This is a genomic window from Myxococcus sp. XM-1-1-1, assembly GCF_020037095.1.
Classification (GTDB): Bacteria; Myxococcota; Myxococcia; order Myxococcales; family Myxococcaceae; genus Myxococcus; species Myxococcus fulvus.
The window spans coordinates 42,804-69,472 of record NZ_JAIQDH010000034.1; the positions used below are offsets into that span (position 1 = coordinate 42,804).

The 26,669-nt window shown below is 70.7% G+C and carries 25 protein-coding genes; 8 read left to right on the plus strand and 17 right to left on the minus strand.

Features of this window, described 5'->3' with window-relative positions; all coding sequences use genetic code 11:
* Positions 1-1,113, plus strand: coding sequence for a quinone-dependent dihydroorotate dehydrogenase (locus K8640_RS39160; RefSeq protein ID WP_223751750.1), 1,113 nt, complete (start codon positions 1-3; stop codon positions 1,111-1,113).
* Positions 1,114-1,244: 131 nt separating this feature from the next.
* Here the strand turns inward: K8640_RS39160 and K8640_RS39165 are convergent, their stop codons facing one another.
* The 6 genes from K8640_RS39165 to K8640_RS39190 all read right to left on the minus strand — a co-directional run bounded on the left by K8640_RS39165 (position 1,245) and on the right by K8640_RS39190 (position 7,514).
* Positions 1,245-1,931 carry a DUF4097 family beta strand repeat-containing protein gene (locus K8640_RS39165; RefSeq protein ID WP_223751751.1) on the minus strand — a complete coding sequence of 229 codons (687 nt, stop codon included), beginning with the start codon at positions 1,929-1,931 and terminating at the stop codon, positions 1,245-1,247.
* Between the two features lie 106 nt (positions 1,932-2,037).
* Positions 2,038-3,186: a spore coat polysaccharide biosynthesis glycosyltransferase ExoK gene (gene exoK, locus K8640_RS39170; protein ID WP_223751752.1), complete on the minus strand. Its 1,149-nt coding sequence runs from the start codon at positions 3,184-3,186 to the stop codon at positions 2,038-2,040.
* The gene (gene exoJ / locus K8640_RS39175) at positions 3,176-4,462 is read right to left on the minus strand and encodes a spore coat polysaccharide polymerase ExoJ (RefSeq protein ID WP_223751753.1); all 1,287 of its coding nucleotides are present in this window, start codon (positions 4,460-4,462) and stop codon (positions 3,176-3,178) included. Before exoJ ends, exoK begins: the two co-directional genes overlap by 11 nt.
* A gap of 150 nt (positions 4,463-4,612) precedes the next feature.
* On the minus strand, positions 4,613-6,280 hold the full coding sequence (locus K8640_RS39180) for a DUF6178 family protein (RefSeq protein ID WP_223751754.1): 1,668 nt from the start codon (positions 6,278-6,280) through the stop codon (positions 4,613-4,615).
* Positions 6,281-6,352: 72 nt separating this feature from the next.
* Positions 6,353-7,000, minus strand: coding sequence for a ribosome biogenesis GTP-binding protein YihA/YsxC (gene yihA / locus K8640_RS39185; protein WP_141332450.1), 648 nt, complete (start codon positions 6,998-7,000; stop codon positions 6,353-6,355).
* Between the two features lie 7 nt (positions 7,001-7,007).
* Entirely contained in the window at positions 7,008-7,514 is a 507-nt protein-coding gene (locus K8640_RS39190) for a cytochrome c3 family protein (RefSeq protein ID WP_141332449.1), read from the minus strand.
* Positions 7,515-7,647: 133 nt separating this feature from the next.
* On the opposite strand from K8640_RS39190, the gene K8640_RS39195 reads away from it, so the two are divergent.
* The 6 genes from K8640_RS39195 to K8640_RS39220 are packed head-to-tail and all read left to right on the plus strand — an operon-like array spanning position 7,648 to position 11,357.
* Complete coding sequence (locus K8640_RS39195; protein ID WP_223751755.1) at positions 7,648-8,112, plus strand: hypothetical protein; 465 nt, start codon at positions 7,648-7,650, stop codon at positions 8,110-8,112.
* A gap of 10 nt (positions 8,113-8,122) precedes the next feature.
* A complete protein-coding gene (gene coaE / locus K8640_RS39200) occupies positions 8,123-8,719 on the plus strand; it encodes a dephospho-CoA kinase (protein ID WP_223751756.1) in 597 nt (198 codons plus the stop codon).
* Positions 8,720-8,742: 23 nt separating this feature from the next.
* Entirely contained in the window at positions 8,743-9,873 is a 1,131-nt protein-coding gene (locus tag K8640_RS39205) for an SDR family oxidoreductase (protein WP_194869521.1), read from the plus strand.
* 47 nt (positions 9,874-9,920) lie between these two features.
* Positions 9,921-10,316, plus strand: coding sequence for a MaoC/PaaZ C-terminal domain-containing protein (locus tag K8640_RS39210; RefSeq protein WP_223751757.1), 396 nt, complete (start codon positions 9,921-9,923; stop codon positions 10,314-10,316).
* Positions 10,317-10,322: 6 nt separating this feature from the next.
* Complete coding sequence (locus K8640_RS39215; protein WP_141332445.1) at positions 10,323-10,805, plus strand: MaoC family dehydratase N-terminal domain-containing protein; 483 nt, start codon at positions 10,323-10,325, stop codon at positions 10,803-10,805.
* A gap of 15 nt (positions 10,806-10,820) precedes the next feature.
* Positions 10,821-11,357, plus strand: a complete 537-nt coding sequence (locus K8640_RS39220; protein ID WP_223751758.1) for an AAA family ATPase — start codon at positions 10,821-10,823, stop codon at positions 11,355-11,357.
* Between the two features lie 33 nt (positions 11,358-11,390).
* On the opposite strand, the gene K8640_RS39225 is transcribed toward K8640_RS39220, so the two are convergent.
* The 9 genes from K8640_RS39225 to K8640_RS39265 form a co-directional block, all read right to left on the minus strand.
* A complete protein-coding gene (locus K8640_RS39225) occupies positions 11,391-12,092 on the minus strand; it encodes a VOC family protein (protein ID WP_223751759.1) in 702 nt (233 codons plus the stop codon).
* A 122-nt stretch (positions 12,093-12,214) separates the two neighbouring features.
* Positions 12,215-13,033, minus strand: a complete 819-nt coding sequence (locus K8640_RS39230) for a M48 family metallopeptidase (protein WP_223751760.1) — start codon at positions 13,031-13,033, stop codon at positions 12,215-12,217.
* Positions 13,034-14,875 (minus strand): molecular chaperone DnaK, encoded by a 1,842-nt coding sequence (gene dnaK, locus K8640_RS39235; RefSeq protein WP_223751761.1) that lies wholly within the window; start codon positions 14,873-14,875, stop codon positions 13,034-13,036.
* A 20-nt stretch (positions 14,876-14,895) separates the two neighbouring features.
* A complete protein-coding gene (locus K8640_RS39240; protein ID WP_223751762.1) occupies positions 14,896-16,254 on the minus strand; it encodes a J domain-containing protein in 1,359 nt (452 codons plus the stop codon).
* Between the two features lie 111 nt (positions 16,255-16,365).
* The gene (locus K8640_RS39245) at positions 16,366-17,601 is read right to left on the minus strand and encodes an aspartate aminotransferase family protein (RefSeq protein ID WP_046713256.1); all 1,236 of its coding nucleotides are present in this window, start codon (positions 17,599-17,601) and stop codon (positions 16,366-16,368) included.
* Between the two features lie 46 nt (positions 17,602-17,647).
* Positions 17,648-19,054, minus strand: coding sequence for an ATP-dependent protease ATPase subunit HslU (hslU, locus tag K8640_RS39250; protein ID WP_223751763.1), 1,407 nt, complete (start codon positions 19,052-19,054; stop codon positions 17,648-17,650).
* A gap of 10 nt (positions 19,055-19,064) precedes the next feature.
* On the minus strand, positions 19,065-19,592 hold the full coding sequence (gene hslV, locus K8640_RS39255) for an ATP-dependent protease subunit HslV (RefSeq protein WP_223751764.1): 528 nt from the start codon (positions 19,590-19,592) through the stop codon (positions 19,065-19,067).
* 72 nt (positions 19,593-19,664) lie between these two features.
* Positions 19,665-20,567 (minus strand): tyrosine recombinase XerC, encoded by a 903-nt coding sequence (locus tag K8640_RS39260; protein ID WP_223751765.1) that lies wholly within the window; start codon positions 20,565-20,567, stop codon positions 19,665-19,667.
* Between the two features lie 60 nt (positions 20,568-20,627).
* Entirely contained in the window at positions 20,628-22,895 is a 2,268-nt protein-coding gene (locus K8640_RS39265) for a kinesin (protein WP_223751766.1), read from the minus strand.
* A 194-nt stretch (positions 22,896-23,089) separates the two neighbouring features.
* Between K8640_RS39265 and K8640_RS39270 the strand changes: the two genes are divergently transcribed.
* A complete protein-coding gene (locus K8640_RS39270; protein WP_223751767.1) occupies positions 23,090-23,401 on the plus strand; it encodes a hypothetical protein in 312 nt (103 codons plus the stop codon).
* Between the two features lie 18 nt (positions 23,402-23,419).
* Here the strand turns inward: K8640_RS39270 and K8640_RS39275 are convergent, their stop codons facing one another.
* Together K8640_RS39275 and trmFO are read right to left on the minus strand one after the other, a co-directional pair.
* A complete protein-coding gene (locus K8640_RS39275) occupies positions 23,420-25,078 on the minus strand; it encodes a gliding motility protein (protein ID WP_223751768.1) in 1,659 nt (552 codons plus the stop codon).
* Positions 25,075-26,448: a methylenetetrahydrofolate--tRNA-(uracil(54)-C(5))-methyltransferase (FADH(2)-oxidizing) TrmFO gene (gene trmFO / locus K8640_RS39280; protein WP_223751769.1), complete on the minus strand. Its 1,374-nt coding sequence runs from the start codon at positions 26,446-26,448 to the stop codon at positions 25,075-25,077. The genes K8640_RS39275 and trmFO overlap by 4 nt, the downstream gene beginning before the upstream one ends.
* Between the last annotated feature and the right edge of the window lie 221 nt (positions 26,449-26,669).

Here is a 26,669-nt window from a genome sequence, read left to right on the forward strand (position 1 = left end):
ATGTACGGACTGACTCGCTCGCTGCTCTTCAAGCTGGACGCCGAACGCGCGCACCGGCTGGGGCTCTGGGGCCTGCGCCAGCTGGGGCACTCGCGCGACCTGTGCGAGTCCCTGCGGGAGCGGGCGCTGGAGGGCGTGCCGGCCTCGCTCGCGGTGGAGGTCGCCGGGCTGCGCTTCGCCCACCCGGTGGCCCTGGCCGCGGGCCTGGACAAGGACGCGGAGGCGGTGGACGGCCTGTTCGCCTGCGGCTTCTCCGCCGTGGAGGTGGGCACCGTCACCCCCCGCCCCCAGCCCGGCAACCCGACGCCCCGCCTGTTCCGCCTGCCGGAGCACCAGGCCGTCATCAACCGCATGGGCTTCAACAACCACGGCGCCGCCGTGGCCGCCCAGCACTTGCGCGCGCGCACCTGGCACCCCGGTCCCGTGGGCGTGAACCTGGGCAAGAACAAGGACACGCCGCTGGAGCGCGCGGTGGAGGACTACGTCGCGTGCGTGGACGCGCTCGGGCCCCTGGGTGACTACGTGGTGGTCAACGCGTCGTCCCCCAACACGCCGGGCCTGCGCAAGCTGCAGGAGCCGGAGGTGCTGTCGGCGCTCCTGGGCACGGTGCGGGCGCGGCTGGACACCGTGGCGCCGGGCAAGCCGCTGTTCCTCAAGATCGCCCCGGACCTGACGCCCGAGGCGGTGGACGAGGTGGTGGACGTGGCGCTGGCCCAGAAGCTCGCCGGCCTCATCGCCACCAACACCACGGTGGCCCGGCCCTTCGAGCACCCGCTCGCGAAGGAGGCCGGCGGCCTGTCCGGCGCGCCCGTGCGTGAGGCATCCAACGCCGTCATCGCGCGCGCGTACCAGCGCTCGGGCGGGAAGCTGCCCATCATCGGCGTGGGCGGCGTCTTCACCGCGGCGGACGTGTTCCAGAAGCTGCGCGCGGGCGCGTCCCTGGTGCAGGTCTACACGGGCTTCATCTACGAGGGGCCGGGCATGGTGCGGGGGCTTCTGCCCACGCTGGCCCAGATGCTCGAGAGGGATGGGTACCAGAGCGTCGCCCAGTTGGTGGGCGCGGATCACCGCGGAGACCCGGGCACCGTCCAGGGCGACGACGACGCGCCCTGAAACACGAAGGGCCCCTCGCTCCGCCATGGGAGGACGAGGGGCCCCGCGTAAAAAAGTGAGCGCTCGCCGGCGCCTTGGAGTTTCACCGGCGAGCGCCCCGGGCCGTCTGACTTGGAGACGGGCCTCGAAAGCTATTCCTGGACGGTCAGCGAGCCTCCGACAGTGCTCACTTCCACCGTGTGGGTGCCCGCGCCGTAGGTCTTCTTCTTCGACCCGAGGCTGACAGAGCTCCCGTTGAAACTGCCCCCCACGGAACTGAATTCCACCCGCGCGTCCGCTCGCTCCGGCAGCTTCAGCCGGACGTTGCCCGACACCGTGCTGACCTCCGTGTCCTCGAGCTTCCGGGGAGCCAGTACCACCTCTCCCTCAACGCTGCTCACCGACAAACGTCGCTCCGAGCCGTTCACTTCCACACGGCCGTTGACGGTGGAGTGCTTCTGCGGGCCCGTCACCCCCTTCACCACCACCCCCGCGTTCACCACCGACACTTCCAGCTCCGACGCCTTCGGCACCTTCACCACGAAGCGCACCGCCCCCGCCGTGCCCTTGCACGACTGCCACCGCTCCTCGCAGGGGCCGCAGCACGCCCTCGCCCGCACCTCGTCACCCTCCTGGGTGACCTCGACGTCCATCCGAGGACCGGAATCTCCGGGATTTTCCGGAACAGCCTCGATTACCACACTATTCCCGTCTACCGCATCTACGCGAACGGCGCCATTAACATTGGACAGGTGAACCTGAGGGGTTCCGTCCGTGTCGAACTTCCAGGTCTGGGTCGCCGGCGCGGCGGCGAGGATGGCCAGGAGGGGCAGCAACATGGCGGGTGCTCCGAGGTAGGGTAGGTCCACCCCACCCTACGGAGGAGCCGGCCCCCCATTGCCGGCGAACGACGCGAAGTATCCACGGCGGTCTGACATTCCCTGGCTAGTGGCCGTGGACCACCCGTTGATACAGCGCGTCATGGAGGCGGATCAGCCGCTCCAGGGACAGCTCGCGGGCGACGAAGTCCCGGGCAGAGCGGCCCATGCGACGGGCCTTCTCGGGGTCCGAGAGGAGCTGGCTGATGGCCTGGGCGAGCTGGGCGGGGCGCTCGGGCGGGACGACGAGCCCGCGCTCGCCATCGCGCACCAGGTCGGTGTTGCCGCCCACGCGTGTCACGACCATGGGCAGGCCCGCGGCCATGCCCTCCATGACGGCGTTGGACATGCCCTCCGCGCTGGAGCACAGCACGCCCACGGTGGCGCGAGACAGGATGGCGGCCACGTCCGTGCGATGACGCAGGAAGTGGACGGTGTCGGAGACGCCCAGCTCCGCGGCCAGCTTCTCCAGGCCCTTCCTGCGGGGACCGTCGCCCACGAGGAAGGCATGCAGCGGCGTGCCGCCGTGGTGGAGCATGGCCAGGGCGAGCAGCAGGTCCTCCTGGCGCTTCACCGGGTGGTTCATGTTGGCGACGTGCACGAGCACCGGCGCGTCACCGGTGTCCGGCAGCGGCGCCTTGAGGCCCTCGCGCATGCGCGCATCGAAGCGGGCCAGGTCCAGGCCGTTGTGGATGACGGACACGCGGGAGGCGGACAGGCCCTCCTCCTCCACCAGCATGCGCCGGATGGCCTCCGCGTTGGCCACCACGTGGTCCGCCATGGCCGTCAGCCGCGAGTGCACGGCGCGCCGGGCGGTGCCCTGCCAGTGGGACAAGTCCAACCGGCCGACGATGACCTTCACGCCGGCGAGCTTCGCGGCGGGCACGGCGATGAGCGTGGAGTAGAAGTCGTGCACGTGGACCAGGTCCACGCGGTTGGACTTCAGCCACCGGGCCATGCGCATCACCTGGTACGCGGTGTTCGGCTGCGCGACGGAGCCCTTGAGCGGGAAGCTCTCCGCGGTGTGGCCCAGCTTCCACACCGCGCCCATCAGCGGGCCCGCGTCCTCGAGCACGGCGACCTGGAGCTGGTAGCTGGGGGGCAGGCCCCGGAGCAGCTCCAGCACCTGCACCTCCGTCCCGCCGATGTGGAACGAGCGGGTGAACTGCACCAGGCGCATGGGCCTGGCCCCCATCATCACCTCTTCACGCCGCATGTCCCGACCCCTCCCACGCCCCCACCGGTGCGGCGGACGAGCGCCCCTCTGGCACACCCAGCGACTCCTTGGCCTCCTCCGCCCGGGCGATGCGGTGCGCGGCGGCCGCCAGGCCGAAGAGCACGTAGCAGTGCGCGGACAGGATGTAGCCGGAGAACAAGTCACACACGAGATAGCCGGCCACCGAGGCCGACAGCGCTCGCGCCATCCACCCCATCGTGCGGCTGGCCGACGCGGCGAACGCCCCGCCCGACGCGCCTCCCGCGAACACCAGGAAGAAGGCCAGGCCCACCCAGCCCAGCTCTCCGATGACGTCCAGGAAGATGTTGTGCGCCACGTACGCGCGCGTCGCCTCCGGAGGCGCGTACTCCGCCCACGCGTAGCGGAAGCTGCCCGCGCCCACGCCCAACAGCGGCTTGTCCAGGCTCATGCGGCTGGCCACCTGCCACGCGTAGACGCGGCCCATGGCGGACGCGTCCTCGTGGAAGGCCGCCACCGTCTCGTTGCGCGCCCAGAAGCTCTCCGGCGCGAACACCACCAGGCCCACCACGAAGAGCGAGCCCACGACGATGGCCTGGATGCGGCGCTTCTCACGGAAGGCCCACAGGCCCATCGCCACGGTCAGGCCGATGAAGCCGCCGCGCGAGTGCGACAGGACGATGGCCACCACCGCCAGCACCGCCGCCACCAGACAGGCAATCCGCCACACCCAGGCGCTGCCCTTGCGGGCCACGAAGGCCACCGCCAGCGGCACCACCAGCACCAGGTTCATGGCCATGTGGTTCGGATCCGCGTACACGCCCACCCAGCGCGCGCGGAAGCCCTCCACCAGGTCCTCGCCCACCATGTACCAGTTGATGACGCCGATGGACGTCACCACCGAGGCCAGCACCATGGCGCCGCACACGACGACCAGCCGCTTGCCGCTGGTGATGACGTTGACGAGCGTCAGGTAGATGGCCGTCAGCTTCAAGAGCTCGATGCCCGTGTAGCGCGCGACCTCCGCGTTCACCGCCCACGACACGGACAGGACCGCCAGCGAGGAGAAGCCGATGAGCGCCCACCCTCGCGCTCCGTCCAGGTAGAGCGGCTCGCCGCGCCCCAACCTGCGAATCAACATCAAACCCGCCGCCACCACCGACGTCATCAGCGCCAGCCGCAGCGGCGCCATGGCCGGAATCCATTCGCCCGGCACCGCGTACATCACCGCGGCGAAAGCGGTCAGCGAATAGAAGGCCCACACGTCACGGCGCTGCCCCTGCTCTCCCGGCACCATGTCCCTCCTCCTCTGGCAGTCACGCGCGTACACCTCCGCGTGGGGCTGCCTGAAAGCAGAGGGCGTGCCAGGAGTCGGGCTCGCAACCGCCTGGATCTCCACGGGCCCGGAGGGCCTCCGGCGCACGGAGACCCTCCCAGGCTGAAAAAGCTACGGGACCGGGCCGCTCTCCATCGGGAGCACTTCGGAGGCCACGGGGCTCCACGTCGTGTCCTCGAGCCACGCCGCGCCCAGCTCCTCCAGCAGCTTCGCGAGCGTCACGCCCACCATGCGGCGCAGCTCCTCGCGGGCGGTCTGGGGCACCGCGCCCTCCAGCCCCGCCAGCGCGCGTTCAGCCGCGGACGCATGCAGCCGGGGCGCCTGCGGGGTGCCCTCGAAGAGACGGGCGCCCAGCTCCGCCCCACGGCCCAGGGGCACGGGGCGCGCTTCCGCCCGGCCGTCCAGGATGGCCATGGCCACCACGGCGGCGAACAGGCGCGGGACCCCCAGCGACTCGAGCGGCGCGCCGAAGCGGGCCACGGCCTGGCGCGCCGCCTCGGGCGTCCCGCCCAGCACCCCGCGCAGCACGTCCACCTGCGCCTCCGCGCGCGTGAGCACCGCCTCGCTGGCGGAAATCTCCCGCAGGGAGCGGAAGGGCACGGGCTCCGCGCCCTCCACCTTCAGCGCGCGACGGGGGCGCTTGCGGCGCAGGGCCTCCAGCGCGGCGGCCTCCTCCGGCAGCACCAGCAGCACGCCGTCCACCACGGCGCCGGGAGACTTCGCCAGCCGGTCCGCGCGGTACTTGAGCTGGAGCGTCAGCGTGAAGCCCGTCTGGAAGACGCGCCTGAGGGGCACGTCGCGCAGCACCTCCGTCGCCTGCGAGGGGTCCGCGCCCGTCAGGTACTCCAGGCCGAGCGACAGGGAGTCGCGCGTCATCTCCCCCACGCGGCGCACGGCGTCCAGGTCGCCCGGGTCCTCCAGCTCCGCGACCAGCGCCGCGTTGGCGACGCCCGCGAGCTCGTCCTCGGCGTTCTGCCGCTCCAGCGCCGTCAGGCCCCGGAAGGACGCATCGAGGTAGTCCACGTGGCCCTGCGAAGCGGCCAGCGCGCTGGTGACGAGGGGCTTCTTCGGCGCGGCCAGGTCCACGCGACTGAAGAGCGCCACCGCGTCCTCCAGCGACGGGAAGCCCATGTCCACCAGGCGCCCCCTGCGGAACTGGAAGGCCGTCTCCTCCAGCTCACCGGGAATCTCCCAGCGCACGGCCTCCAGCAGGCGCACGGCCTCGAAGGGGTTCTCCGCGATGAGGTCGTTGACGAGCGCGCGCACGGCGGACATCTCCACGCCCTCGGCGGTGATCTCCACCAGGTAGCGCCCCTCGGGCGTCTCCAGCGTCACGCCCTGCGGGTTGACGTCCGGGTTCTCCTCCCGGTCATGCAGCACGACGAACTCGCGCAGCACCAGCTCCAGCACCTCCAGGTCCAGCGCGTGCAGCTTGCGCAGGTACTCGGCGGTGTCGTCGAAGCCGCCGCGCGCGGCGCGCAGCCACGTGAGCGCGGCGTGCGGGTCCACCTTGTCGCGCTTCCACGCGCCCAGGTCCACGAAGGCGCGGAACTGCGCGGGGGACGCGAGCTGTACCAGCTCCGTCGCGTCCGCCAGGCCCACCTCCTGGATGGTGAGGTAGAGGCTCTCCGGAGGCAGCGCGCGCACCACCGCGCCCGCATCCGCGCCCTCCAGCAGCGCTTCCATCCGCCGCCGGGGCGACAGCCCCATCAACCGCTGCTGCAGCTCGCGCAAGGCGAGCTGCGAATCCCTGCCATTTCCCTTGCCGTTCTCGGACACGGCGGCGTGCCTACCACAGGGCCCCTCCCACCGGGAGGGGAACCCCGCCCAAGCGGCCACTACCCGATGGAGTCAGTCCGGGTCCTGGGCGGCTTCGGCGCGCACCCTCGAGGCGCGGCCGAAGGTGTCCAGCAGCGCGCCCCAGACCTCGTCCACGCCCCGCCGCTCCGTGGAGGAGAAGGGCAGCACCGCCTCCAGCGGCAGGTCCATCAGCTTCGCCAGCTCCTGGAGCCGGGGGCGCGTCTTCGCCTTGGTGAGGCGGTCGATCTTGGTGGCGACCACCATCACCTTGCGCTTGTGGGCCTGGAGGTAGTCGAGCGTGGCCAGGTCGTCCGGCGTGGGACCCACCTCCGCGTCGATGATGCTCACCACGACCTCCAGGCGGTGCCGCTTCTCCAGGTAGGTGGTGATCATCTTCTCCCACTGGGCCTTGTCCGTCTTGCTGGCGCGGGCGAAGCCGTAGCCGGGCAGATCGCACAGGCGCACCTGGTAGCGGGCGGTGCCGCGCTCCAGGTCCACGTCGAAGAAGTTGAGCGTGCGCGTGCGTCCGGGGGTGTTCGACACGCGCACCAGCTTCTTGCGGTGGGTGAGCGTGTTGATCATGGAGGACTTGCCCACGTTGGAGCGGCCCACGAAGGCCACCTCCGCGGTGTGCCCCTGCGGATAGCCCTTGGGCTCCACGGCGGTGATGACGAAGCGGGCGTCGAGAATCTTGATCACGTTGCGGCTATTTCTTCGCGGTGGCGGGAGGAGGCGTCGCCGGGGTCGCCTCGGTCCGGGCGGCCCTGCGGGCGCGCTCGGCGGACCAATGGTCGATGGCCTTCAGCGACTCCTTGAAGTCGAACGGCCGCAGGGAGGGCGAGGAGGCGTCATGGCAGGAGCGGCACTGCTTCTCGGATGGGTCCACCAGCCCCACCAGCCGCGCCAGCTCCGGGTCCTTCATCACGTACTCCGGCGAGTAGTACTGCCCCCCGCCGTGACATGTCTCACAGCTCACACTCGCCTGCGTCTGGGCCACCTGATCCGGCGAGTGGCACGACAGGCAGCGGCCGTCCTTCTGCTGCTGCTCGGACAGGGAGCTCACGGCCCGGGCGTGCTTGGACTGCATCCACGCCTCGTAGGCCTCCGGGTGGCAGCCCTTGCAGCTGTCAGCGCCGACGAAATCAGCCGCCCCCGCCACGCCGCAGAGGGCCAGCAGGAGGACGGGCAGGAGCCGGATGCCAGGAGCGCGCATGACCTCGCGAAGTAACACTCCCCCCCGGACGGGGCAAGGCGTCTCGTGGTTGAATGCCAGCGGGAATCGTCCGTTGAAAAGAGAGGGCAGCGCTTGAGCCCCGCCCGCCCTTTCCATTAGGGAGGATGTCGTGATGAGGACCTTGATTGCGCTCGCCGTGGTGGCCGTCTCCCTTCCCGCTGTCGCCAAGCCCTGGCAGGGCGTGGAGCCCGGCGTCACGAAGAAGGACGAGGTGGTCAAGAAGTTCGGTGAGCCCTCGCGCACCGTGAGCCAGGACGGCAAGGAGACCATCGCCTACCTGGGCAAGGAGGCCATCAAGGGCACCAGCCAGGCACAGTTCAAGGTGGATGCCGGCGGGGTCATCGAGCGCATCGACGTGTTCCCCGGGCCCATCATCGACAAGGAGACCATCGAGACGAGCTACGGCCCCGCGTGCCCCTCGGGTCCGGTGCCCTCGGCGCCCTGCTACCAGCGCAAGCTGACGGACGACTTCCGCACCTACTTCCTCTACCCCAAGCTGGGGCTGGCCATCTTCTTCAACGAGGACGGCAAGACGGTGCAGTCGCTCACGTTCACCACGCAGAAGGCCGCGAAGTAGGTCCGCGCCCGTGCACGTCTTCGGGCTGACGGGCGGCATCTCCTCCGGCAAGAGCACCGTCACCCGGATGCTGCGGGAGCTGGGCGCGGAGGTGCTCGACGCGGACGTGCTCGCCCGCGAGGTGGTGGAGCCGGGCACCCCGGGGCTGGCCGCCATCGCCGAGCGCTTCCCCGGCGTGGTGGGCCCGGATGGCCGGCTGGACCGGGCGAAGCTGGGCGCGCGCGTCTTCGGGAACGACGAGGAGCGCGCCGCCCTCAACGCCATCACCCACCCCCTGGTGCGCGAGGCCTTCCTCGAGAAGGTCCTGGCCCTGGAGGCCCGAGGCGTCACCCGGGTGGTCTACGACGTCCCGCTGCTCGTGGAGTCCGGGATGCACGCCTGGATGGAGGGCACGGCGGTGGTGTGGGTGCCCCGGGACGTGCAGAAGGCGCGGCTGATGGCGCGCGACGGGCTGGACGCGGCGGCGGCGGAGGCGCGGCTGGCCTCCCAGCTCCCCCTGGACGACAAGCGGGCGGTGGCCACGTGGGTCATCGACAACAGCGGGGATCTGACGTCCACCCGGGAGCAAGTGGAGTCGGTCTGGCGCGCCATGCTCGCGCGCGGCTGACGGGCGAGTATGCTGCGCGCGCAATGAGCGAGACGCGCAAGAAGGCCGGCGGCGGGACGTACTTCATCACCGGCTACCCCGGGTTCATCGGCAAGCGGCTGGTGGAGCACATCGCCCGGGAGGACCCGAAGGGCCACGTGTACGCGCTGGTCCAGCCCAAGGCGCTGAAGGAGGCCCAGAAGCACGCCTCCAAGCTGAAGGGCGCCACCGTGGAGCTGCTCACCGGCGACGTGGTGGACATGCACCTGGGCCTGTCGGGCGAGGAGTACCAGCGCCTGTGCGAGCGGGTGACGGACATCTTCCACCTGGCCGCCGTCGCGCAGCTGGGCGTGCCCAAGGACACCGCATGGCGCGTCAACGTGGACGGCACGCGCAACATGCTGGAGCTGGCGCGCGACTGCGAGCACCTGGCGCGCTTCAACCACTTCTCCACCTGCTACGTGTCCGGAGACCGGCTGGGCGTCATCGCCGAGGACGAGCTGGACCGGGGCCAGGGCTTCAGGAACCCGTACGAGGAGACCAAGTTCCAGGCCGAGCGGCTGGTGACGCGCGCGGGGGCGACGCTGCCCGTGACGGTGTACCGGCCCTCCAGCGTGGTGGGCGACTCGCGCACGGGGGAGATCGACAAGTTCGAGGGGCCCTACTACCTGGGCATCCTGCTGGTGACGTCGCCGCTCGTCGTGCCGCTGCCCCTGCCGGGCAACGGCGTGGCGCCGCTGAACGTGGTGCCGGTGGACTTCGTGGTGGAGGCGGTGTGGCGGCTGTCGAAGGACCCTCGCGCGGCGGGGCGCACCTTCCACCTGGTGGACCCGAACCCCATGAGCGCGCGGCGCGTGTACGAGCTCATCGCGGAGAAGGCGAACAAGAAGCTGCCGCGCTTCAACCTGTCCGCGCGCGCCGCCGACGTGATGCTGCGGCTGCCGGTGCTGGAGAAGCTGGCGCGTCCGCAGCGCGCGGCCATCAGCTACGTGAACCACCTGGCCATCTACAACTGCCACAACACGCTGGAGCTGCTCGATGGCTCGGGGGTGCGCTGCCCTCCCCTGTCGTCGTATCTGGACCAGCTGGTGGCGTACGTGCGGGAGCAGTACCGCAAGCGCCGCGAGGGCTCCGAGGTGGAGGACCCGCTGGACCAGGGCACCGCGACGGGGTGAGTTCGTGGGCTGGGCGTGGGGCCGGCCGTGCTAGACAGGATGGCCTCATGGCACGCACGTTCCAGGTAGGCGACACCTTCACGCATGTCCGCGAGTGCGACCTGTACCGGCCGATCTACTACGCGGGCGCATCCGGGGACTTCAATCCCATCCACATCGACCCGGAGGTCGGCAAGGTGGCCGGCCTGGGGGGCGTCATCCTCCAGGGGTTGTGCACCCTGGGCTGGGCGGTGGAGGCCGTGGCGGTCTTCGTGGGAGACCCGGGCCGCATCCGCAGGGTGAAGGTGCGCTTCTCACGCCCCGTGCGCCCCGAGGACACCGTGACGTTCGAGGGCAAGGTGACGTCCATCGAGGGCGACCGGGTGGTCACCGAAGTCACCGCCACCAATCAGCGCGGCGAGGCCGTCCTCAAGGGCGCCGTCGTCGAAGCCTCCCTGGGATAGACCACCATGGCCATCGACAAGCGCTTCATCGGCCGGGAATACGGCCCGTACACGTACACGATTGGCGCGGAGAAGCTGCGCGAGTTCGCGCTGGCGCTCGGCGGCGCGCACCCGGCCGCGGGCACGCCGGGCGAGGCTCCCGCGCACGTCAGTCCCCTCCTCCACGACGAGCAGGCCGCGAAGGCGGGGCCGTATGGGGATTTGATTGCGTTCCCCAGCTTCGCCGTCGTCTTCGCCATCCGGCCCTTCGGCTCGGCGGTGGCGGACCCGGAGCTGGGCGTGAATCTGCTGATGCTGGTGCATGGCGAGCAGGAGCTGGAGTTCCTGGACGTCATGCGGCCGGGCGATGTGATGACCACCACGGGCCGCATCGCGAACATCTATGAGAAGGCGGGCATGGAGTTCGTCGTCGTCACCAGCGAGTCGCGCAACCAGCGCGGCGACGTGGTGGTGAAGGGCACCTGGACCGCCGTCATCCGCGGTTCGTAGTCCCCCGCTCGCGCCATGAGGATCGCCTTCTGCGGTACCCATCGCGCGGGCAAGTCGACGCTCCTCGAGGAGCTGGCGGAGCTGCTGCCCTCTTCCTACGTGACGGTGGATGAGCCGTACCACCAGCTGGAGGAAGAGGGGCACGAGTTCGCGCAGCCCCCGTCCCTGGAGGACTTCGAGGCGCAGCTGGTTCGCTCCCTCGAGAACCTGGCGGAGGAGGACGGGCGCGACGTGTTGTTCGACCGGTGCCCCGTGGACTTCCTCGGCTACCTCCGGGCCCACGAGGACGGTGACGCGTTCGACCTGGACGCGTGGCTGCCGCGGGTGCGCGAGGCCCTGCGCAAGCTCGACCTGGTGGTGTTCGTCGGCATCGAGTCGCCGGATCGGATCGCGCTCTCCGCCTCGGAGGACGCGGAGCTGCGGCAAGCCGTGGATGAGACGTTGAAGGAGCTGCTCCTCGACAACCCGCATGGGCTCGGCGTGGCGGTGCTCGAAGTCGAGGGGAGTCCGAGGACACGCGCGAAGCAGATCCTCGAGCACCTCTCACGGTAACGAGGCGCCCGCCGCGGACCATGGGCTGACGGCTCAGACTCGGAGGAGGCGCTCCAGGGACTCACGCTCGTCCTGCAGGGAGCCCCGCTCCAGCTTCGACAAGGTCAGGGAGTCCAGCTCTCGCAGCAGGGACTTCGCCCTCGGCGCGTCGTCCAGCACCACGGCCAACTCAGCGCGCGCCAGGCATGCGCGTGCCCGCTCCACCACCGTCCCCCCGTCGGGCTTCTTCAGCGCGACATCGAGGACCTTGGCCGCGGAGGCATCGTCGTTCTTGAAGTCGCGCAAGCGGCGCGCGGTCTTCAGCGCCTTGGCCAGGGCGGACTGGGGCTCCTGCCCGTCATCCCCGTGGCCCGAGGGCTCGTCACGACGGATGAAGATGACCGAGTTCCCAGAGGGGTCGACGATGGTGAAGCGCGACTGCCCCGTCCGCATCCGGGTGATTCGGGGGACGCCACGCAGGGGCAGCTTTCCGTACTGCTCGCGCAAGGCGCTCGCGAAGTGCTCGTGCAGACGTTCGACCTCGTCCACGATGATGAGACAGGTGCTGAAGGCCGTCGCCGGGTCCAGGCCCTTCAAGCCGAAGAAGTGGAGATGAGCGCCCCCTCGTCGGGTCGCCGCGTAGGGATTCGGCGTGCGCTGCTGGTACGTCACGTCGAAGCCCAGCAAGCCGTAGAACGCGAGCGTCGACTCCAGTTCCACACAGGGCAACGCCGGGATGCTGGCATCCGCGTGCATGGCAGGTGCTCCTCTTCAAACGCGGTCCTGGAAAGCCGCGCGACAAGACAGGAACCTGTCATCCAGACAGCCAACTGTCAATCAGGCCAGACGGAATGGAGGTGCAGCAGCCGAATCGGGACTCAGGCGGCGGCGATGACGCCTTCGTCGAGGAGCTGCGCGAGGATGCGGGCGGTATCCAGCCGCGTCATCCCCGACAGCGAGAACAGGTCCTCGAACGTCACGGCGCCGTCGATCTGCGCGAGCACGAAGCCCGCGCGGTGGTCCAGGCTGAGCCAGATGATGTCGTCGGCCTGGAGCCGGACGCGAGGCACCCGCCCCAGGTCTCCGAGCTTCGACTCCAGCATCGCCATCAGCATCCGCTCGCTGCGCGCCCGCAGCGCCTCGACGCGAGGGTCTCCGGGCGCCAGCTCCTGCGCCTTGAACAGCAGATCCACCGCGCCCGAGTGGTCATCCAGCTCCAGCAGGTCCGCCGCCCCGCGCAGCAGCCGCTCCAGCTCGCTCTCCGTGGCGGGGACGCCGTACTCGTCCGTCTCGCCTTCGGGGATGCCGTACTCCTGCGTCGTGGACTCGTCGCGCGCGAGCAACTCCAGCACGTCGCTCCCCGGAGTGGGCTCGTCGACGTCGGGAATCAGCACGCTGGGAGAGCGCTCCTCGTCCTCCTCGTCCAGCGGCCCGCCCTCCCCTTCCGCCCACGCGCCCCAGTCGCCCTCCAGCGAGGCCAACGGCGTGCCGCGCGTCCCCGCATCCAACGGGCCCGGCGAGAACGGAAAGCTCTTCCCCGGCGAGGCCTCCAGCGAGGCCAGACAGTCACGCGCGCGGACGTTCTGCGGGTCCAGCTCCAGCGCCCGCTCGAAGAGCTTCTGCGCGCCCTGGGCGTCGCCGCTCAGGCGCAGCCACAGTCCGGCCTCGACGAGCTGGTTGGCGCGCTGGCTGCCCATCTATCGCCCCGCACCGCCGCGAGAGGAGCCCTTCAGCTGCGCCAGACACCCGGCGAGCAGCTCACACGCCCGCCCCAGCGCGGCCACGTCCTCGTTGGCGCGGACCTGGCGCGCGTGCTCCAGCACCTGCTCGGCCCGAGGCACCGCGTCCGGCGTCAGCCCACCACCGCCCGGCAACAGCCTCGCCCGCGTCAGCGCGTCCATGACGTCGCGCGCGAGCGTGTCCAGCTCCACGCGCTTGACCTTCAGCTCCTCGGAGATGCGCGCGGCCATGAGGTAGCCGCGCTGCTCGTCCATGATGCGCTTGAGCTCCTCCTCGGTGAGGCCGCTGGACGCGGTGACGGTGATGGACTGGCGCAGCCCCGTCTCCCTGTCGCGCGCGGAGACGGACACGATGCCCTCCGCGTTGATGTCGAACGTCACCTCGATCTCCACCTGCCCGCGGAGCGCCTCGCGCAGGCCGGTGAGGACGAACTCGCCCAACAGCTCGTTCTGGTGCGCCAGCTCGTGCTCGCCCTGGAGCACCATGATCTTCACCAGCCGCTGGAAGTCCTTCGACGTCGCGAAGACCTCCGTGGCGGACGTGGGCACCGTGGTGTTTTTCGGGATGATGCGCCGCACGAAGCCCCCGGCGATGGCCACGCCCAGGCTCTGGGGCGTGACGTCCAGGAGCAACAGCTCGCTCTCCTGCGCCACCAGCGCGTGCGCCTGCACCGCCGCGCCCAGGGCCACGACCTCCTCGGGGTGCACGCCCTTGCACGGCTCGCGGCGGAAGTAGCCGCGCACCGCCTCCACCACCTTCGGCATGCGCGACATGCCGCCGACCAGGATGACCTCCTTCAGCTCCGACGCGCGCACCCCCGCCTCGCCCAGCACCTCCGTGGTGATGCCCACCACGCGCTCGGCCAGGTCCGCCGTCAGGTCCTCCAGCTTCTCTCGCGACAGCGCCGCCTGCAGGTGCAGCGCCGCGCTCCCACCCGGGGGCGTGCTGATGAACGGCAGGTTGATCTGCGCCTCGCGCACGCTGGACAGCTCGACCTTCGCCTTCTCCGCCGCGTCCTTGAGCCGCTGCAACGCCATGCGGTCCTTGCGCAGGTCGATGCCGTGCTCCTTCGCGAAGCCGAAGACGAGCCACTCGATGATGCGGTTGTCCCAGTCCTCGCCGCCCAGGTACGTGTCGCCGCCCGTCCCCACCACGTCGAAGACGCCCTGGTTGATCTCCAGCACCGACACGTCGAACGTGCCGCCGCCCAGGTCCAACACCGCCACGCGGCCGTTCACCGTGCGGCTGAAGCCGTACGCCAGCGCCGCCGCCGTGGGCTCGTTGATGATGCGCAGCACGTCCAGCCCGGCGATGCGGCCCGCGTCCTTCGTCGCCTGGCGCTGGGCGTCGTTGAAGTACGCCGGCACCGTGACCACGGCCTTCGTCACCGGCCTGCCGAAGTGCGCCTCCGCGTCCGCCTTCAGCTCCTGGAGGATCATCGCGCTGATCTCCGGGACGGACAGGTCCTTGCCCCCCATCCGGATGCGCAAATCGTCGTGCTGGCCGACGACCACCTCGTAGGGCAGCGAGCGCAGCGCGTCCTGCACCTCGTGCGAGGAGAACTTCCGGCCGATGAGCCGCTTGGCGGCGTACACCGTCTCCTGCGGGTTGGTGATGGCCTGGCGCTTGGCGATGCCGCCCACCAGGCGCTTGCCGTTCTTCGACACCGCCACCACCGACGGCGTCAGCGCCATGCCGGTGCGGTTCTTGATGACGATGGGCTGCCCGTCCTGGACGGTCGCGACGATGCTGTTCGTCGTGCCCAGGTCGATGCCAATGAGAGGTTCGGACTCAGCCATGGGTGAGCGTGCTCATCCTACTAGAACGTCCAGCGCAGCTTCTTGAGCGCCGCCTTGGCCTCGGCGTTGTCGGGGTCCAGCTTCGCCGCGTCCTCGAAGACCCGCTTGGCCTGCTTCTTGGCCCCTGACTCCATCAGCACCCGCCCCAACAACACCTGGTGCTCCACACGCCCCGGCAAGAGGTCCACGGCGCGCTGCGCCAGGACGCGCACCTCTCCGACATCCTGGCCCTGCTGAAGCCCCAGCTTCGCCGAGCGGAAGGCCGCCTCGGCGCTCTGGTTGTCCAGCGAGAAGGCGAGCCGGTACGCCGCGAGCGCCCCGACGTCGTCCCCGTGCTGCTCCAGCTCCCGCCCCCGCGTCACCTCGACGGAAGCCCGCTGCTCGTCGTGACGGCGGCGCGCCTCCACCAGCAGCGTCGCCACCTCGCGGTTCTTCGGGTCCATCGTCTGGACCTGGTGGAAGTCCTGGTACGCGCGCTCCCAGTCCCCTCGGGCCACGGCCGCCTTGCCCCGGGCCACCAGCTCCGTCAGGCGCACGTTCTTGGCCATGTACGGGTGACGGGCGAGCCGGGCCTGTCGCTCGGCGCGCCGGGCCTCCGACTCCGCGTCGTTCACCGGTGGCGGTGCGGGCGCGCGCGGCGGCGGCGGCGCGGGCCGGGCCATGCGCAGGGGCGAGGGCGCGGGCGGAGGCGTGAGGCCAATGGGCGTCAGCTCCGTGGCCGGATACGAGGCCGCGGCTGGAGCCGGCGAGGAGGCCACGGGCGGCGGTGTCGAGGAAGCCGAGGCGGCGGCGGAGGCCTGTGCGAGCGCCGGGTTCGCCTTGAGGTACGCGTCGCGCTTGTCCTGCTGGCTGAGGACGTTGTGGGCGTCGGTGAGCTTGCGGAAGATGCGCTCCATCCGCGCGCGGAAGCTGCCCAGGTTCTTGCCGAAGTAGCGGTCCGGGTGGAAGCGGCGCGACGCGTTGTAATACGCCTGCTTCACCTCGGTGGCGGGAGCGCCCGGACGCAGGCCGAGGACGGCGAAGTAGTCCAGGCCGTCCAGCGCGCGCTCCAGGTCGATGATCTCCTTCTTGCGCTCCGGCTCGAGGTCCACCTCCTCGGCCATCGCCGCGTCCACGGCGGGCGCCGGCTGGTTTCGTTGCACCACGCGCGCCGGGACGATGGCGCCCTTGGCGCGCAGCGCCAGCAGCACGGCGATGGTGCGCGCCTCACCCAGGGTGGAACGTGACAGCACCTGGTCGATGCGCTCCACCCTGCCGACGAGCGACAACACGCCCGCCTCCTCCGGCGAGAGCTGGAGGCGAGCGAGGTCCAGGTTGGGCACGGTGGCGATGTGGTCCGTCCGGGCCCCCAGGCCGACAATCGTGTTTGACGCGCTCACAGGACGGTCCGCTGAAGGGTTGCCGAATGGAACAGCCTAGGTTTGGGGGACGCGGGGCGTCAAACACCCAGTGTCCCCCAACCCGCGGCTCCGGCCGAGGGGAGGCCGCCCTCAGAGGGCGGTCAGCACCCGCTCGATGATGGCCAGGCTCTGGTCCAGCTCCTCCCGGCTGATGGTGAACGGAGGGGCGAAGCGCACGGTCCGCTCCCCCGCGGCGTTGCCGAGCACCCCCGCCTCGCGCAGCTTGCCGAGCACCTGGGGCGCGTCGCGGTCCATCTCCAGGCCCACCAGCAGGCCCTGGCCCCGGACCTCCACCACACGGCCCGCGGGCAGCCGGGACTGGATGCCCCGCAGCTTCTCCAGGAAGTACGCCCCCTTGGAGTTCACCTCGTCGAGGAAGCCCGGCTGGCGGATGACCTTCAGCACCGCGTTGGCGGCGGCGGCGGCCACCAGGTTGCCACCGAAGGTGGACCCGTGGCTGCCGGGCACCATGCTCGCGCCCACGTCGTCGCGGCACAGCATGGCGCCGATGGGCAGGCCGTTGCCCAGCGCCTTGGCCATGCTGATGGCGTCCGGGAGGATGCCGTCGCGCATGAAGCCGAACGGGATGCCCGTGCGCCCCATGCCCGTCTGGATTTCATCCACCAGCAACAGCAGGCCCTTCTCGTCGCACAGCGCCCGCAGGCCCTTGAGGAAGCCCGCGGGAGCCTGACGCACCCCGCCCTCGCCCTGGACGGGCTCCACCAGGATGGCGGCCGTGGTGGGCTTCACTGCGGCGCGCACCGCGTCCAGGTCCCCGTAGGGCACGTGGTGGAAGCCCGCGGGCAGCGGCTCGAAGCCCGCGTGGTACTTCGGCTGTCCGGTGGCCGTGACGGTGGCCAGGGTGCGGCCGTGGAAGCTGCGCTCGAAGGTGATGACCTCGAAGCGCTCCGGCGTGCCCCGGTCCTTCATCACCTTGCGGGCCAGCTTCAGCAGGGCCTCGTTCGCCTCCGCGCCCGAGTTGCAGAAGAACGCGCGCGACAGGCCGCTCCACTCGCACAGCTGCGCCGCCAGGTCGATCTGCGGCTGCGAGTAGAACGCGTTGGAGACGTGCCACAGGGTGTCCAGCTGCGCGTGCGCCGCCGCCACCACGTCCGGGTGACAGTGCCCGAGCGCGCACGTGGCCACGCCCCCGATGAGGTCCAGGTACTCCCGCCCATCCGCGTCCCACACGCGCGTACCCTGCCCACGTGCCAGGACGATGGGCTGCTGCTTGTAGTTCTGCAGCAGGTGGTGGCGGGCCTTCTGGATGAGGGTGTCGTTGGAGCTGGGGGCGGCCGAGGGCACGGGTTGCGGCAAGGGAGTCAACCTTCCTTGTGGTGAGGGCACTGCGGTGTGCGCGCCATATAGCGCGCTAGAGGATGTAGCGCGACAGGTCCTCGTCCTGGACGATGGCGCCCAGCCGCTCGCGCACATAATTGCCGTCCACCTGGAAGTCCCGGGGGCCCAGCTCGCTGGCGGAGAAGGAGACCTCGTCGAGCAGCCGCTCGAGCACGGTGTGCAGGCGGCGAGCGCCGATGTTCTGCGTGCGCTCGTTCGCCTGCTGGGCGATGCGCGCCAGCTCCATCACCGCGTCGTCGGTGAAGGACAGGCGCACGCCCTCGGTGGAGAGCAGCGCGGTGTACTGGCGCAAGAGGGAGTTCTTCGGCTCGCGCAGGATTCGGATGAGGTCGTCGCCGGAGAGCGGCTCCAGCTCCACGCGGATGGGGAAGCGGCCCTGCAGCTCCGGGATGAGGTCGCTGGGCTTGGAAACGTGGAAGGCGCCCGCGGCGATGAAGAGCATGTGGTCCGTCTTCACCATGCCGTACTTGGTGTTGACGGTGGAGCCCTCGACGATGGGGAGGATGTCGCGCTGCACGCCCTCGCGCGAGACGTCCGGACCTCCCCCGCCCTTGCCGCCGCCGTCGCGGCTGGCGATCTTGTCGATCTCGTCGATGAACACGATGCCGCTCGACTCGGCGCGCACCACCGCCTCGCGCTGGACGCGGTCCGGGTCCACCAGCTTCTGGGCCTCCTCCTGGCGCAGGAACTGGAGCGCCTCCGGCACGCGCACCCGACGCCTGCGCGTCTTGCTCATGCCGGGCATGTTCTTGAAGAGGTCCTGCAGGTTGACGCCGATCTCCTCCATGCCCTGGCCGGAGAAGCCGCGCATGAAGGTGGGCGCGCTGTCGCTCGTCTCCACCTCCACGAACTGGTCATCCAGCGTGCCCGCGCGCAGCTGGGCGCGCAGCTTCTCGCGCTCGTGGTCGCCCAGGCGCTGGGGCGCGGGCTGCGCAGGCGGCGGCGCGAAGCCGAACGGCGGCGGCGAGGACGGCGTGCGCGGCGCGCCGTTGTTCTGGAGCAGCTCCATCAGCCGGTCCTCGGCGAGCTCCTCCGCGCGGGGGCGGACCTTCTCCGTCTCCTCCTCGCGCACCAGGCCGATGGCGGCCTCGACGAGGTCGCGGATCATCGACTCCACGTCGCGGCCCACGTAGCCCACCTCCGTGAACTTGGAGGCCTCCACCTTGACGAACGGCGCCTGCGCCAGCTTCGCGAGCCTGCGGGCGATCTCCGTCTTCCCCACGCCGGTGGGGCCGATCATGATGATGTTCTTCGGGTGGATCTCGTCGCGCAGGTCGTCGGAGACCTGCTGGCGGCGCCAGCGGTTGCGCAGGGCGATGGCCACCGCGCGCTTGGCGGCGTTCTGCCCGACGATGTAGCGGTCCAGCTCGCCCACCACCTCACGAGGCGTGAAGGCGGACGTCTTGCGCGATTCGGCCACGGGGAGGCTCCTAGAGCTCTTCGATGGAGATGTTGGAGTTGGTGTAGATGTCGATTTCGCCCGCGATGGAGAGCGACTGCTGCGCCACCTCGCGAGCGGTCAGCTGCGTGTGGGCCATCAGCGCCCGGGCGGCGGCGAACGCGTAGGGGCCTCCGCTGCCCACCGCGGCGATGCCGTGGTCCGGCTCGATGACGTCCCCGGCGCCGGACAGGATGAACGTCTTGTCCTTGTCCGCGACGACGAGCAGCGCCTCCAGCCGGCGCAGGAAGCGGTCCGTGCGCCAGTCCTTGCCCAGCTCGACGCAGGCGCGCGCCATGTTCTTCTGGTGCTCCTTGAGCTTGCCCTCGAAGCGCTCGAACAGGGTGAAGGCATCGGCGGTGCTGCCCGCGAACCCGGCGAGGACCTGCCCCTCGCCCAGCTTGCGGACCTTCTTCGCCGTGTTCTTCATCACCGTCTTTTCGAGCGAGACCTGACCGTCGCTGGCGATGGCGACCTTTCCGTCGCGTCGCACACAGAGGATGGTGGTGCCGTGGAACATGGAGCGGGTTTAACAAGCCGCGCCCCGCGTTTCCAAGGAACACCGCCCGCCTGTCCGCTCCCGCACCGTTTCTCAGGCGCGAGGGTGGGCGGCGTCGTAGACCTGCTGGAGCTGCTCCCAGCTGACGTGGGTATACCGCTGCGTGGTGGACAGGCTCGCGTGGCCCAGCAGCTCCTGGATGCTGCGGATGTCCGCGCCCCCACCGAGCAGGTGCGTGGCGAACGAGTGACGCAACGCGTGCGGACTCACCTTGCGCGCCAGCGCGCACTTGAGCACGTGCTGGTCCAGGTGTCGGCGGATGCTCCGGGGCGTCAGCCGGCCGCCGCGGAAGTTGAGGAAGATGGCCTCCGGCGCCTGCCCCGGCCTGGGCTCCGCGAGCAGCTCTCCCCGGCGCGCCAGGTACGCCTCCAGCGAGCGGATGGCCTGCGCGTTGACGGGCACCAGGCGCTCCTTGCTGCCCTTGCCCATGACCCGGACGATGCGGCCGCTCCGGTCCACGGCGAGCAGGTCCAGGTCACACAGCTCGCTGATGCGCAGCCCGCCGCCGTAGAGCATCTCCAGGATGGCCTTGTCGCGCAGGCCGAGCACGGACTTCAAGTCGTGCACGTCGAGCAGCGCGAAGACCTCCTCCACCGGCAGCACCTTGGGGAGCGCCTTGGGCAGCTTCGGGCTCTTCACCAGCTTGGCGGGGCTGGCGGGCAAGAGCTTCTGGCGCACCAGGTACTTGTAGAAGGACTTGATGGAGGCCAGGCGCCGCGCGCGGCTGGCGGGCGCGTGGTCCACGCTCAGGGTGCCCAGGTAGCCGCGAATCGCCGCGTGCGTGCCGGCGAGCAGGGACGACTTCATCCGCTCGACCAGGTAGCGCTCGTAGTCCACCAGGTCGACCAGGTAGTTGCGCACCGTGTGCGGGGACGAGCCCTTCTCGTCCTCCAGGTGGACCCGGAACTTCTCCAAGAGCGGCGACAGGTTCGTCATGGCGAGGTCGAGCGTAGGGGGCCCGGAGAGCCTCGCAAGATTCCGGGCCCCACGAAACCCCTACTTCGTCGGCACGGCCGGGGCGGTGGGCACGACGACCGGCGCGACGGGAGGCGTGGGCAGCAGCGCCACGCACGTGGCGTCCGACAGCCAGGCCTTCTGGCACATCCAGGTGAGGATGGGGTTGCGCACCTGCCAGAGCAGGATGAACAGCACCAGCGCCGCGAGCCCCAGGCGGGACCACCAGGACAGCCCCTCCTGCTCGCCATCCTCGTCCTGCTGGGCGAGCAGCGCCGGGCGGACCATGTCTCGGTGGTCCACGCGCGCGCCCTTGGGCAGCCGGGGCCGGCGCGTCACCAGCGTGGACAGCCCGCGCGTGAGCATCAGCCGATCATTGAGCGCCCAGCCGGAGCCCTCCAGCAGCAGCGCCAGGTTGCGCCGACGCAGCTTCAGCCAGCCGAGCAGCCCCGCCGGCGCCATCACCGCGATGGCGATGAGCGACGCGGCCGTGATGACGTCCCCCAGCGTCAGGGACTTCACCTGCGAGACGATGAACGCGAACGAGGAGCCGAGCGCCGCGGCCGCGATGCTGCCGGCCGCGATGACCCCCGCGAGCCCGCCAGGCGCCGCCGCGGGAGCGGGAGCGGGCGCCGCCGTGGCCGGAGCCGGGGGCGCGGTGGGGGATGGGGCCGCGGCCACCGTCTTCGCGTAGCCCTCCTCCAGCGTCGCGTCGAAGGTCTTCTCGCCCGCGGTGGCCATGCCCTCCACCTTGCTGGTGATGAAGCCGGCCATGCGCGTGAAGGGCATGGTCATCGACTCCCACAGCGACACGGGCTGACGGATGACGTGCGTCACCGTGGCGTCGTGCTCCTGGTCATCGACGTCGTAGAAGACGCCGCGCTTGCCCACGACCAGGTCCGTGCTGCGACCGCGCGTGACGGGCACCGCCACCTCGTAGCCGGGCGTGCCGTCCTTGGGCGCGACCATGACGTAGAGGATGCACGTGGTGCCCTGGCTCGTCAGCGCGGCGTGCTCGGCGCGGTTCTTCGCGAGCACCGACAGCGTGTACTTGCGCCCGCCGAGGATGAGCGTCCCGCGCTCCATCAGCGCCGGGGCCTTGGGCAGGTACAGGTTTGGCATGCTGATGAAGTTGTTGGCGAACACCAGCAGCCAGCGCTGGTAGAGCACCAGCCGCTCCAGTTCGACGATGGACGCGAGCGTGGGCGCCAGCGCGAGGTCCGCCTGGCTCGCGGCGTCGAGCGCATCCACGTCCGCGAGCGACACCGTCTCCAGCGAGCCGGCCAGCTTGTGCAGGGGGCTCGCGTCGCGCGTCGCGAACCACGCGAGCACCGCGTCCGCCTTCGCCACCAGCTCGCGCCACGCCGTGTCCGTCAGGCGCTCCGGGTCCCCCGTCAGCGGCGCCGCGACGTCGCGACGGAATGCCTGGAGCTGCTCGTACGCGGGGCCGCGCAAGAGGCGCGACCACTCGAGCACACCCGCCGCGTCGGGAGGAGCAATCGGCAGGTCGCCCGCGGCCTTGCCCAGCGCGGCCGTGTCACCGAGCGCGCCCTCCACCCGCTCCGCGCGCAGCCGCAGAGCCGCCGCCGCCTCGGGCTGCGCGGCGACGAGCCGGCACTGCAGGAAGTACGCGTCCAGGAGCGGCGCCACCTCGCGGATGCGCTTCGCGCGCGCCTCGCTCTCCTCGCCCCAGACGAAGACGTCGCCGCGCTTGCCCAGGTGCGTGAGCAGCGCCTGACGCTCGTCGCGGAAGCGCTGGAGCATGGGCTTGTCGACGCCCGCCTCCCCCGCGCGGTTCTTCACCTCGGGGAAGGACGCCATGATGTCGCGGGCGAGCGGACGCAGGGACTCCGGCAGCCGATCCGGGGCGATGATGCCGTCGCCGTTCTGCCCCGCCTTGCGCAGCGCGTCGTCGCTGGCGCGGACCTGGGCCAGGGAGATTCGGCCCGTGTCCGCCGCGCCCACGGTGCGCAGGATCATCTCCGCCGCGCTCCGCAGCGGGGCCCCCTCCGAGGACAGCGCGTTGAGCTCCAGCACGTCGCTGCTCGCGTCCGCGCCGCGCCGGTCCTTCAGGTGTCGAGCGGCCCAGTCCACCGCGCTGCGTACCTCCGCCACGCGGACTCGGCCATTGCCATCCGTGTCGAGGAACTTGAGGAAGGCCGGGTCACAGCTCAAGCCCTCCAACGGGCACGCCGTGGCAATCCACTGCGTCTCGGGGATGCGCGAGGCCTCCACGAGCACGTCGAAGGTGGGGATGTCGACCTGGAGCGAGCCGCCATAGCGGCGATACGTGAGCGGAGTCGAAGTCATGCGCGCCGCGGACCTAAGCACACCCGAGGACCCTCGGGCGACACCGAGCGAGGGACTCCTGGGTTGTCATCCCGGACCCGGTGTCTCCGGGCCAGGACGACGGCGCGGGCCAAGCCATCGGAACGACGTGCCTCCCGCTGGCGAGGCCCCTGCACCCGTCGGCGGCACACCGCTTCACCTCCGCGAGGGAGCCGATGCACACCGCCGCCACCACCGAGTACGACGACCGTTTCCACCTGAGCCGCAAGCGCTACTTCCAGCTGCTCGCGCTCTCCAGTCTCTGGTTCACGGTGAACGACACCCCACTGCTGCCCGTGGGGTTCTTCTTCGCGCTGCGCTTCGTGGGCGCCAACTACGAGACGACCTTCTTCCACTCGCTGCGCACCGGCCACAAGGTGGTGCTCGCATGCCTGGGCGTGGCGCTCTTCTCCGTGCTCGCCTTCGGCCCGCACGCGGGCTTCAGCATCGGGGACGGAGGCGTGAGCTTCCAGCTCACGCTCCGGTGAGTCCCGAGGTCCTCCGGGTCAGGGCAGCGCGCTCACGCTGTAGACGCCCGCCTTGGGCCCCTGCGCGATGATGTAGACGGCGCGCGAGTCCTCCTTGCCGCCGAAGTACACGGGCACCTGGACGCCCTGGTCCAGCGGCTTTCGCGCCTGCGTCTTCGCGTCGTACACGGCGATGTCGTACGTGTCCGAGTCCATGCGGGCGTACGTGGCCAGCACGCGCTTGCCATCCGTGGACAGCTTGTAGCTGAAGATGCCCTGGAGCCACGTCTGCGGCTCGGCCTTCTGGGGCAGCTCCAGCGCCTTGAAGTCACACGCGCGGCCGTTGCGGATGCAGTTCGAGCGGAACACCACCTGGCCGTTGCCCGGCATGAAGCCGTAGCCGAACACGCCCCGGTGCACCTTCTCCGCCTTCTCCGCGCCCAGCGGATAGAGCATCAGGTCCACCGAGTACTCGGGCTTGAGGAAGCGCGAGAGGAACGCCACGTAGCGCGCGTCCGAGCCCCACACGAAGTTGGGCACCCGGTCCCCCACCCGCTTGGGCGCGCCGTCCGGCAGCGACGCCACCGCCATCAACCCCGCGCGCGCCGTCACGTCGTACTTGTCCAGGAAGCCCACCGCCTGCGAGTCCGGCGAGAAGGCGAAGGTCTCCACGCGCTCGCCCACCTTGCGGCCCGGGCCGCCCGCCGCGGGGCCCACGTACAAGTCCCCCGGCACGTCCGGCTTGCCGTTCTCCGAGCGCGCCAGCCACTTGCCGTCCGGAGAGAAGCCGAACGACTGCGACGCGACGGCCAGCCGCTTGGGCTTCTCCGCGGGCAGCTCCGCCAGGTAGAGGTCATAGAGCCCGCGCACGGACTCGCTGCGCACCTGGAAGGCCACGCGCTGGCCATCCGGCGACACCGAGTAGTCGCCCACCTGGTCCGCCAGCTTGCGCGGCGCGGCCTCCGGCTTGTCCACGGTGACGACCGCCAGTCCGCCCGCCGCGGACAGCCGCCGCTTGAACAGGAGCGCCTTGCCGTCGGCGGTGAACTGCGCCGTGCTCACCTCGGCCGCCACGTCGACGAAGGGCCCCGCGGGCAGCGGCCCCAGCTTCAGCTTGCCGCCGTCGACGAACGCCACCTTCGTTCCATCCGGCGAGGGCAGCATGTAGCTGACGGCCGTGCCGAGCACCGCCGGCTCCGCCTTCGCGTCGTCGAGCGTCGCCACGTTGAGCGTGCCCGACTGCGAGGCCGGGTTGTAGCCGGTGAGGTACAGCGCGTAGCGCGAGTCGGCCGAGAACAAGAGCCCGCCCGGCACGTTCGTCACGCTGTCGCCCAGCTTGCGAGGCTCCCCTCCCTCCACCGGCACCACGCGCAGCTCGCCCAGCAGCATCTGCGGCGGCACACCGTCCAGCCGGGGCTTCTGCCCGTTCATCAGGTACGTGGCGAAGCGCCCATCCGACGTGAGCCGCAGGTCCGCCGCGCGGCCCGCGTCCAGCAGCAGCCCCTGCCCCGCGCCCGCCGGAGCCCGCCCGGTGGGGCTCGGCGCGGCCGGCGCGCTCGGCGCCGCCGCCGAGGGAGTCGCGGCCGACGGGCTCCCCGCCGGCTTCGCGTCCTCGCTCTTCTTGCATCCGCCGCCAGCCACCACGAGCGAGGCGACCAGCCCCGCGCCCAGAAGTCGTCCCAGCCTCGGCCGAATCATGCGCTCCTCTGCTCCTCGTGCTCCGGGGCGCCCGATGCCGGGACACCCGCGTGTGGCAGCCACGCCGCCAGGTCCGTCCTCGCGCGGGCCGAATACGCCACCCGCTTCTCCGCCTTCTTCATCCGCCCCGTCAGCGGCGGGAAGAGGCCGAAGATGATGTTGGAGGGCTGATGCGGGTAGTCCGGCGGGTGCGCTTCGCCCGTCACATGCCGGAACAGCGCGCCCAGCGCCGTCGTCGCCGGGGGCGGAACCCACGGCTTGCCGCTCAGCCGCGCATGCAGCGCCAGCGCCACCAGATAGCCGCACGCCGCGCTCTCCACGTACCCCTCCACGCCCGACACCTGCCCCGCGAAGAACACCCGGGGCTCGCTCTTGAGCGACAGGTCGCTCGACAACAGGCGCGGCGAGTCGATGAACGTGTTGCGGTGGATCTGCCCCATCCGCAGGAAGTCCGCGTTCTGCAGGCCGGGGATGCAGGTGGTGAAGATGCGCTTCTGCTCACCCCACGTCAGGCGCGTCTGGAAGCCCACCATGTTCCACGCCGTGCCCGCGCGGTCCTCCATGCGCAGCTGCACCACGGCATGGGGCTCCTTGCCCGTGCGCGGGTCCCTCAGCCCCACCGGCTTCATCGGCCCGTAGGCCAGCGTGTCGTCGCCGCGTTCCGCCATCACCTCGATGGGCAGACAGCCTTCGAAGTATTTCGGTTCCTCGAAACTGTGCGGAACCACCTTCTGGCCCGCCTTCAGCTCCGCGATGAACCGGTAGTACTCCTCGCGGTTCATCGGCAGGTTCAGGTAGTCGTCCCCGCCGCCCTTGCCATAGCGGCTCTGCCGGAAGGCCACCGTCAGGTCGATGGAGTCCGCCGACAGGATGGGGGCGATGGAGTCGTAGAAATAGAGCTTCTGCCCCACGTGCCGCTCCAGCTCGCGCGTCAGGGCGTCGGACGTCAGCGGCCCGGTGGCCACCACCACGGGGCCCTCCTCGGGCAGCGTCTCCACCTCGCCCGCCACCAGCTCCACGCCGCCGGAGTTCCTCAGCGCCTGGGTGATGGCCTGGGAGAACCCCTCGCGCTCCACCGCCAGCGCGTCGCCCGCGGGCACCCGGTGCGCATCCGCGCTCGACAGCACCACCGAGCCCAAATCCCGCAGCTCCGCGTGCAGCAGGCCGATGGCGCTCTCCGGGTTGTCCGAGCGCAGCGAGTTGCTGCACACCAGCTCCGCGAGAGAATCCGACTTGTGCGCTGGCGAGCGCTTGTGGGGCTTCATCTCGCGCAGCACCACCGGCACGCCCCTGCGGGCGAGCTGGTACGCGCACTCCGTGCCCGCGAGACCGCCGCCAATCACCGTCACCCGCTGCTTCACGTCCGACATCCGCGTCCTCCCGGGAGCGCCCACGCGCGCGTGCCCGTCAGCCAACAGTTAGCAGGACTGGCACGCCCTGTCCCGACCGTGAATCCACGAGCGTCAACCCGTCGTCGGGGACAGGCCGCCGTGTCCGCCCGCCCGCCCCCCGAGCCACCTTTGCCCCCCGTTGGAAGGCGCGGTTTCCGCACCTGGGTTGCACCCCTACGTTTCTCGCGTTCGTCGCTCGG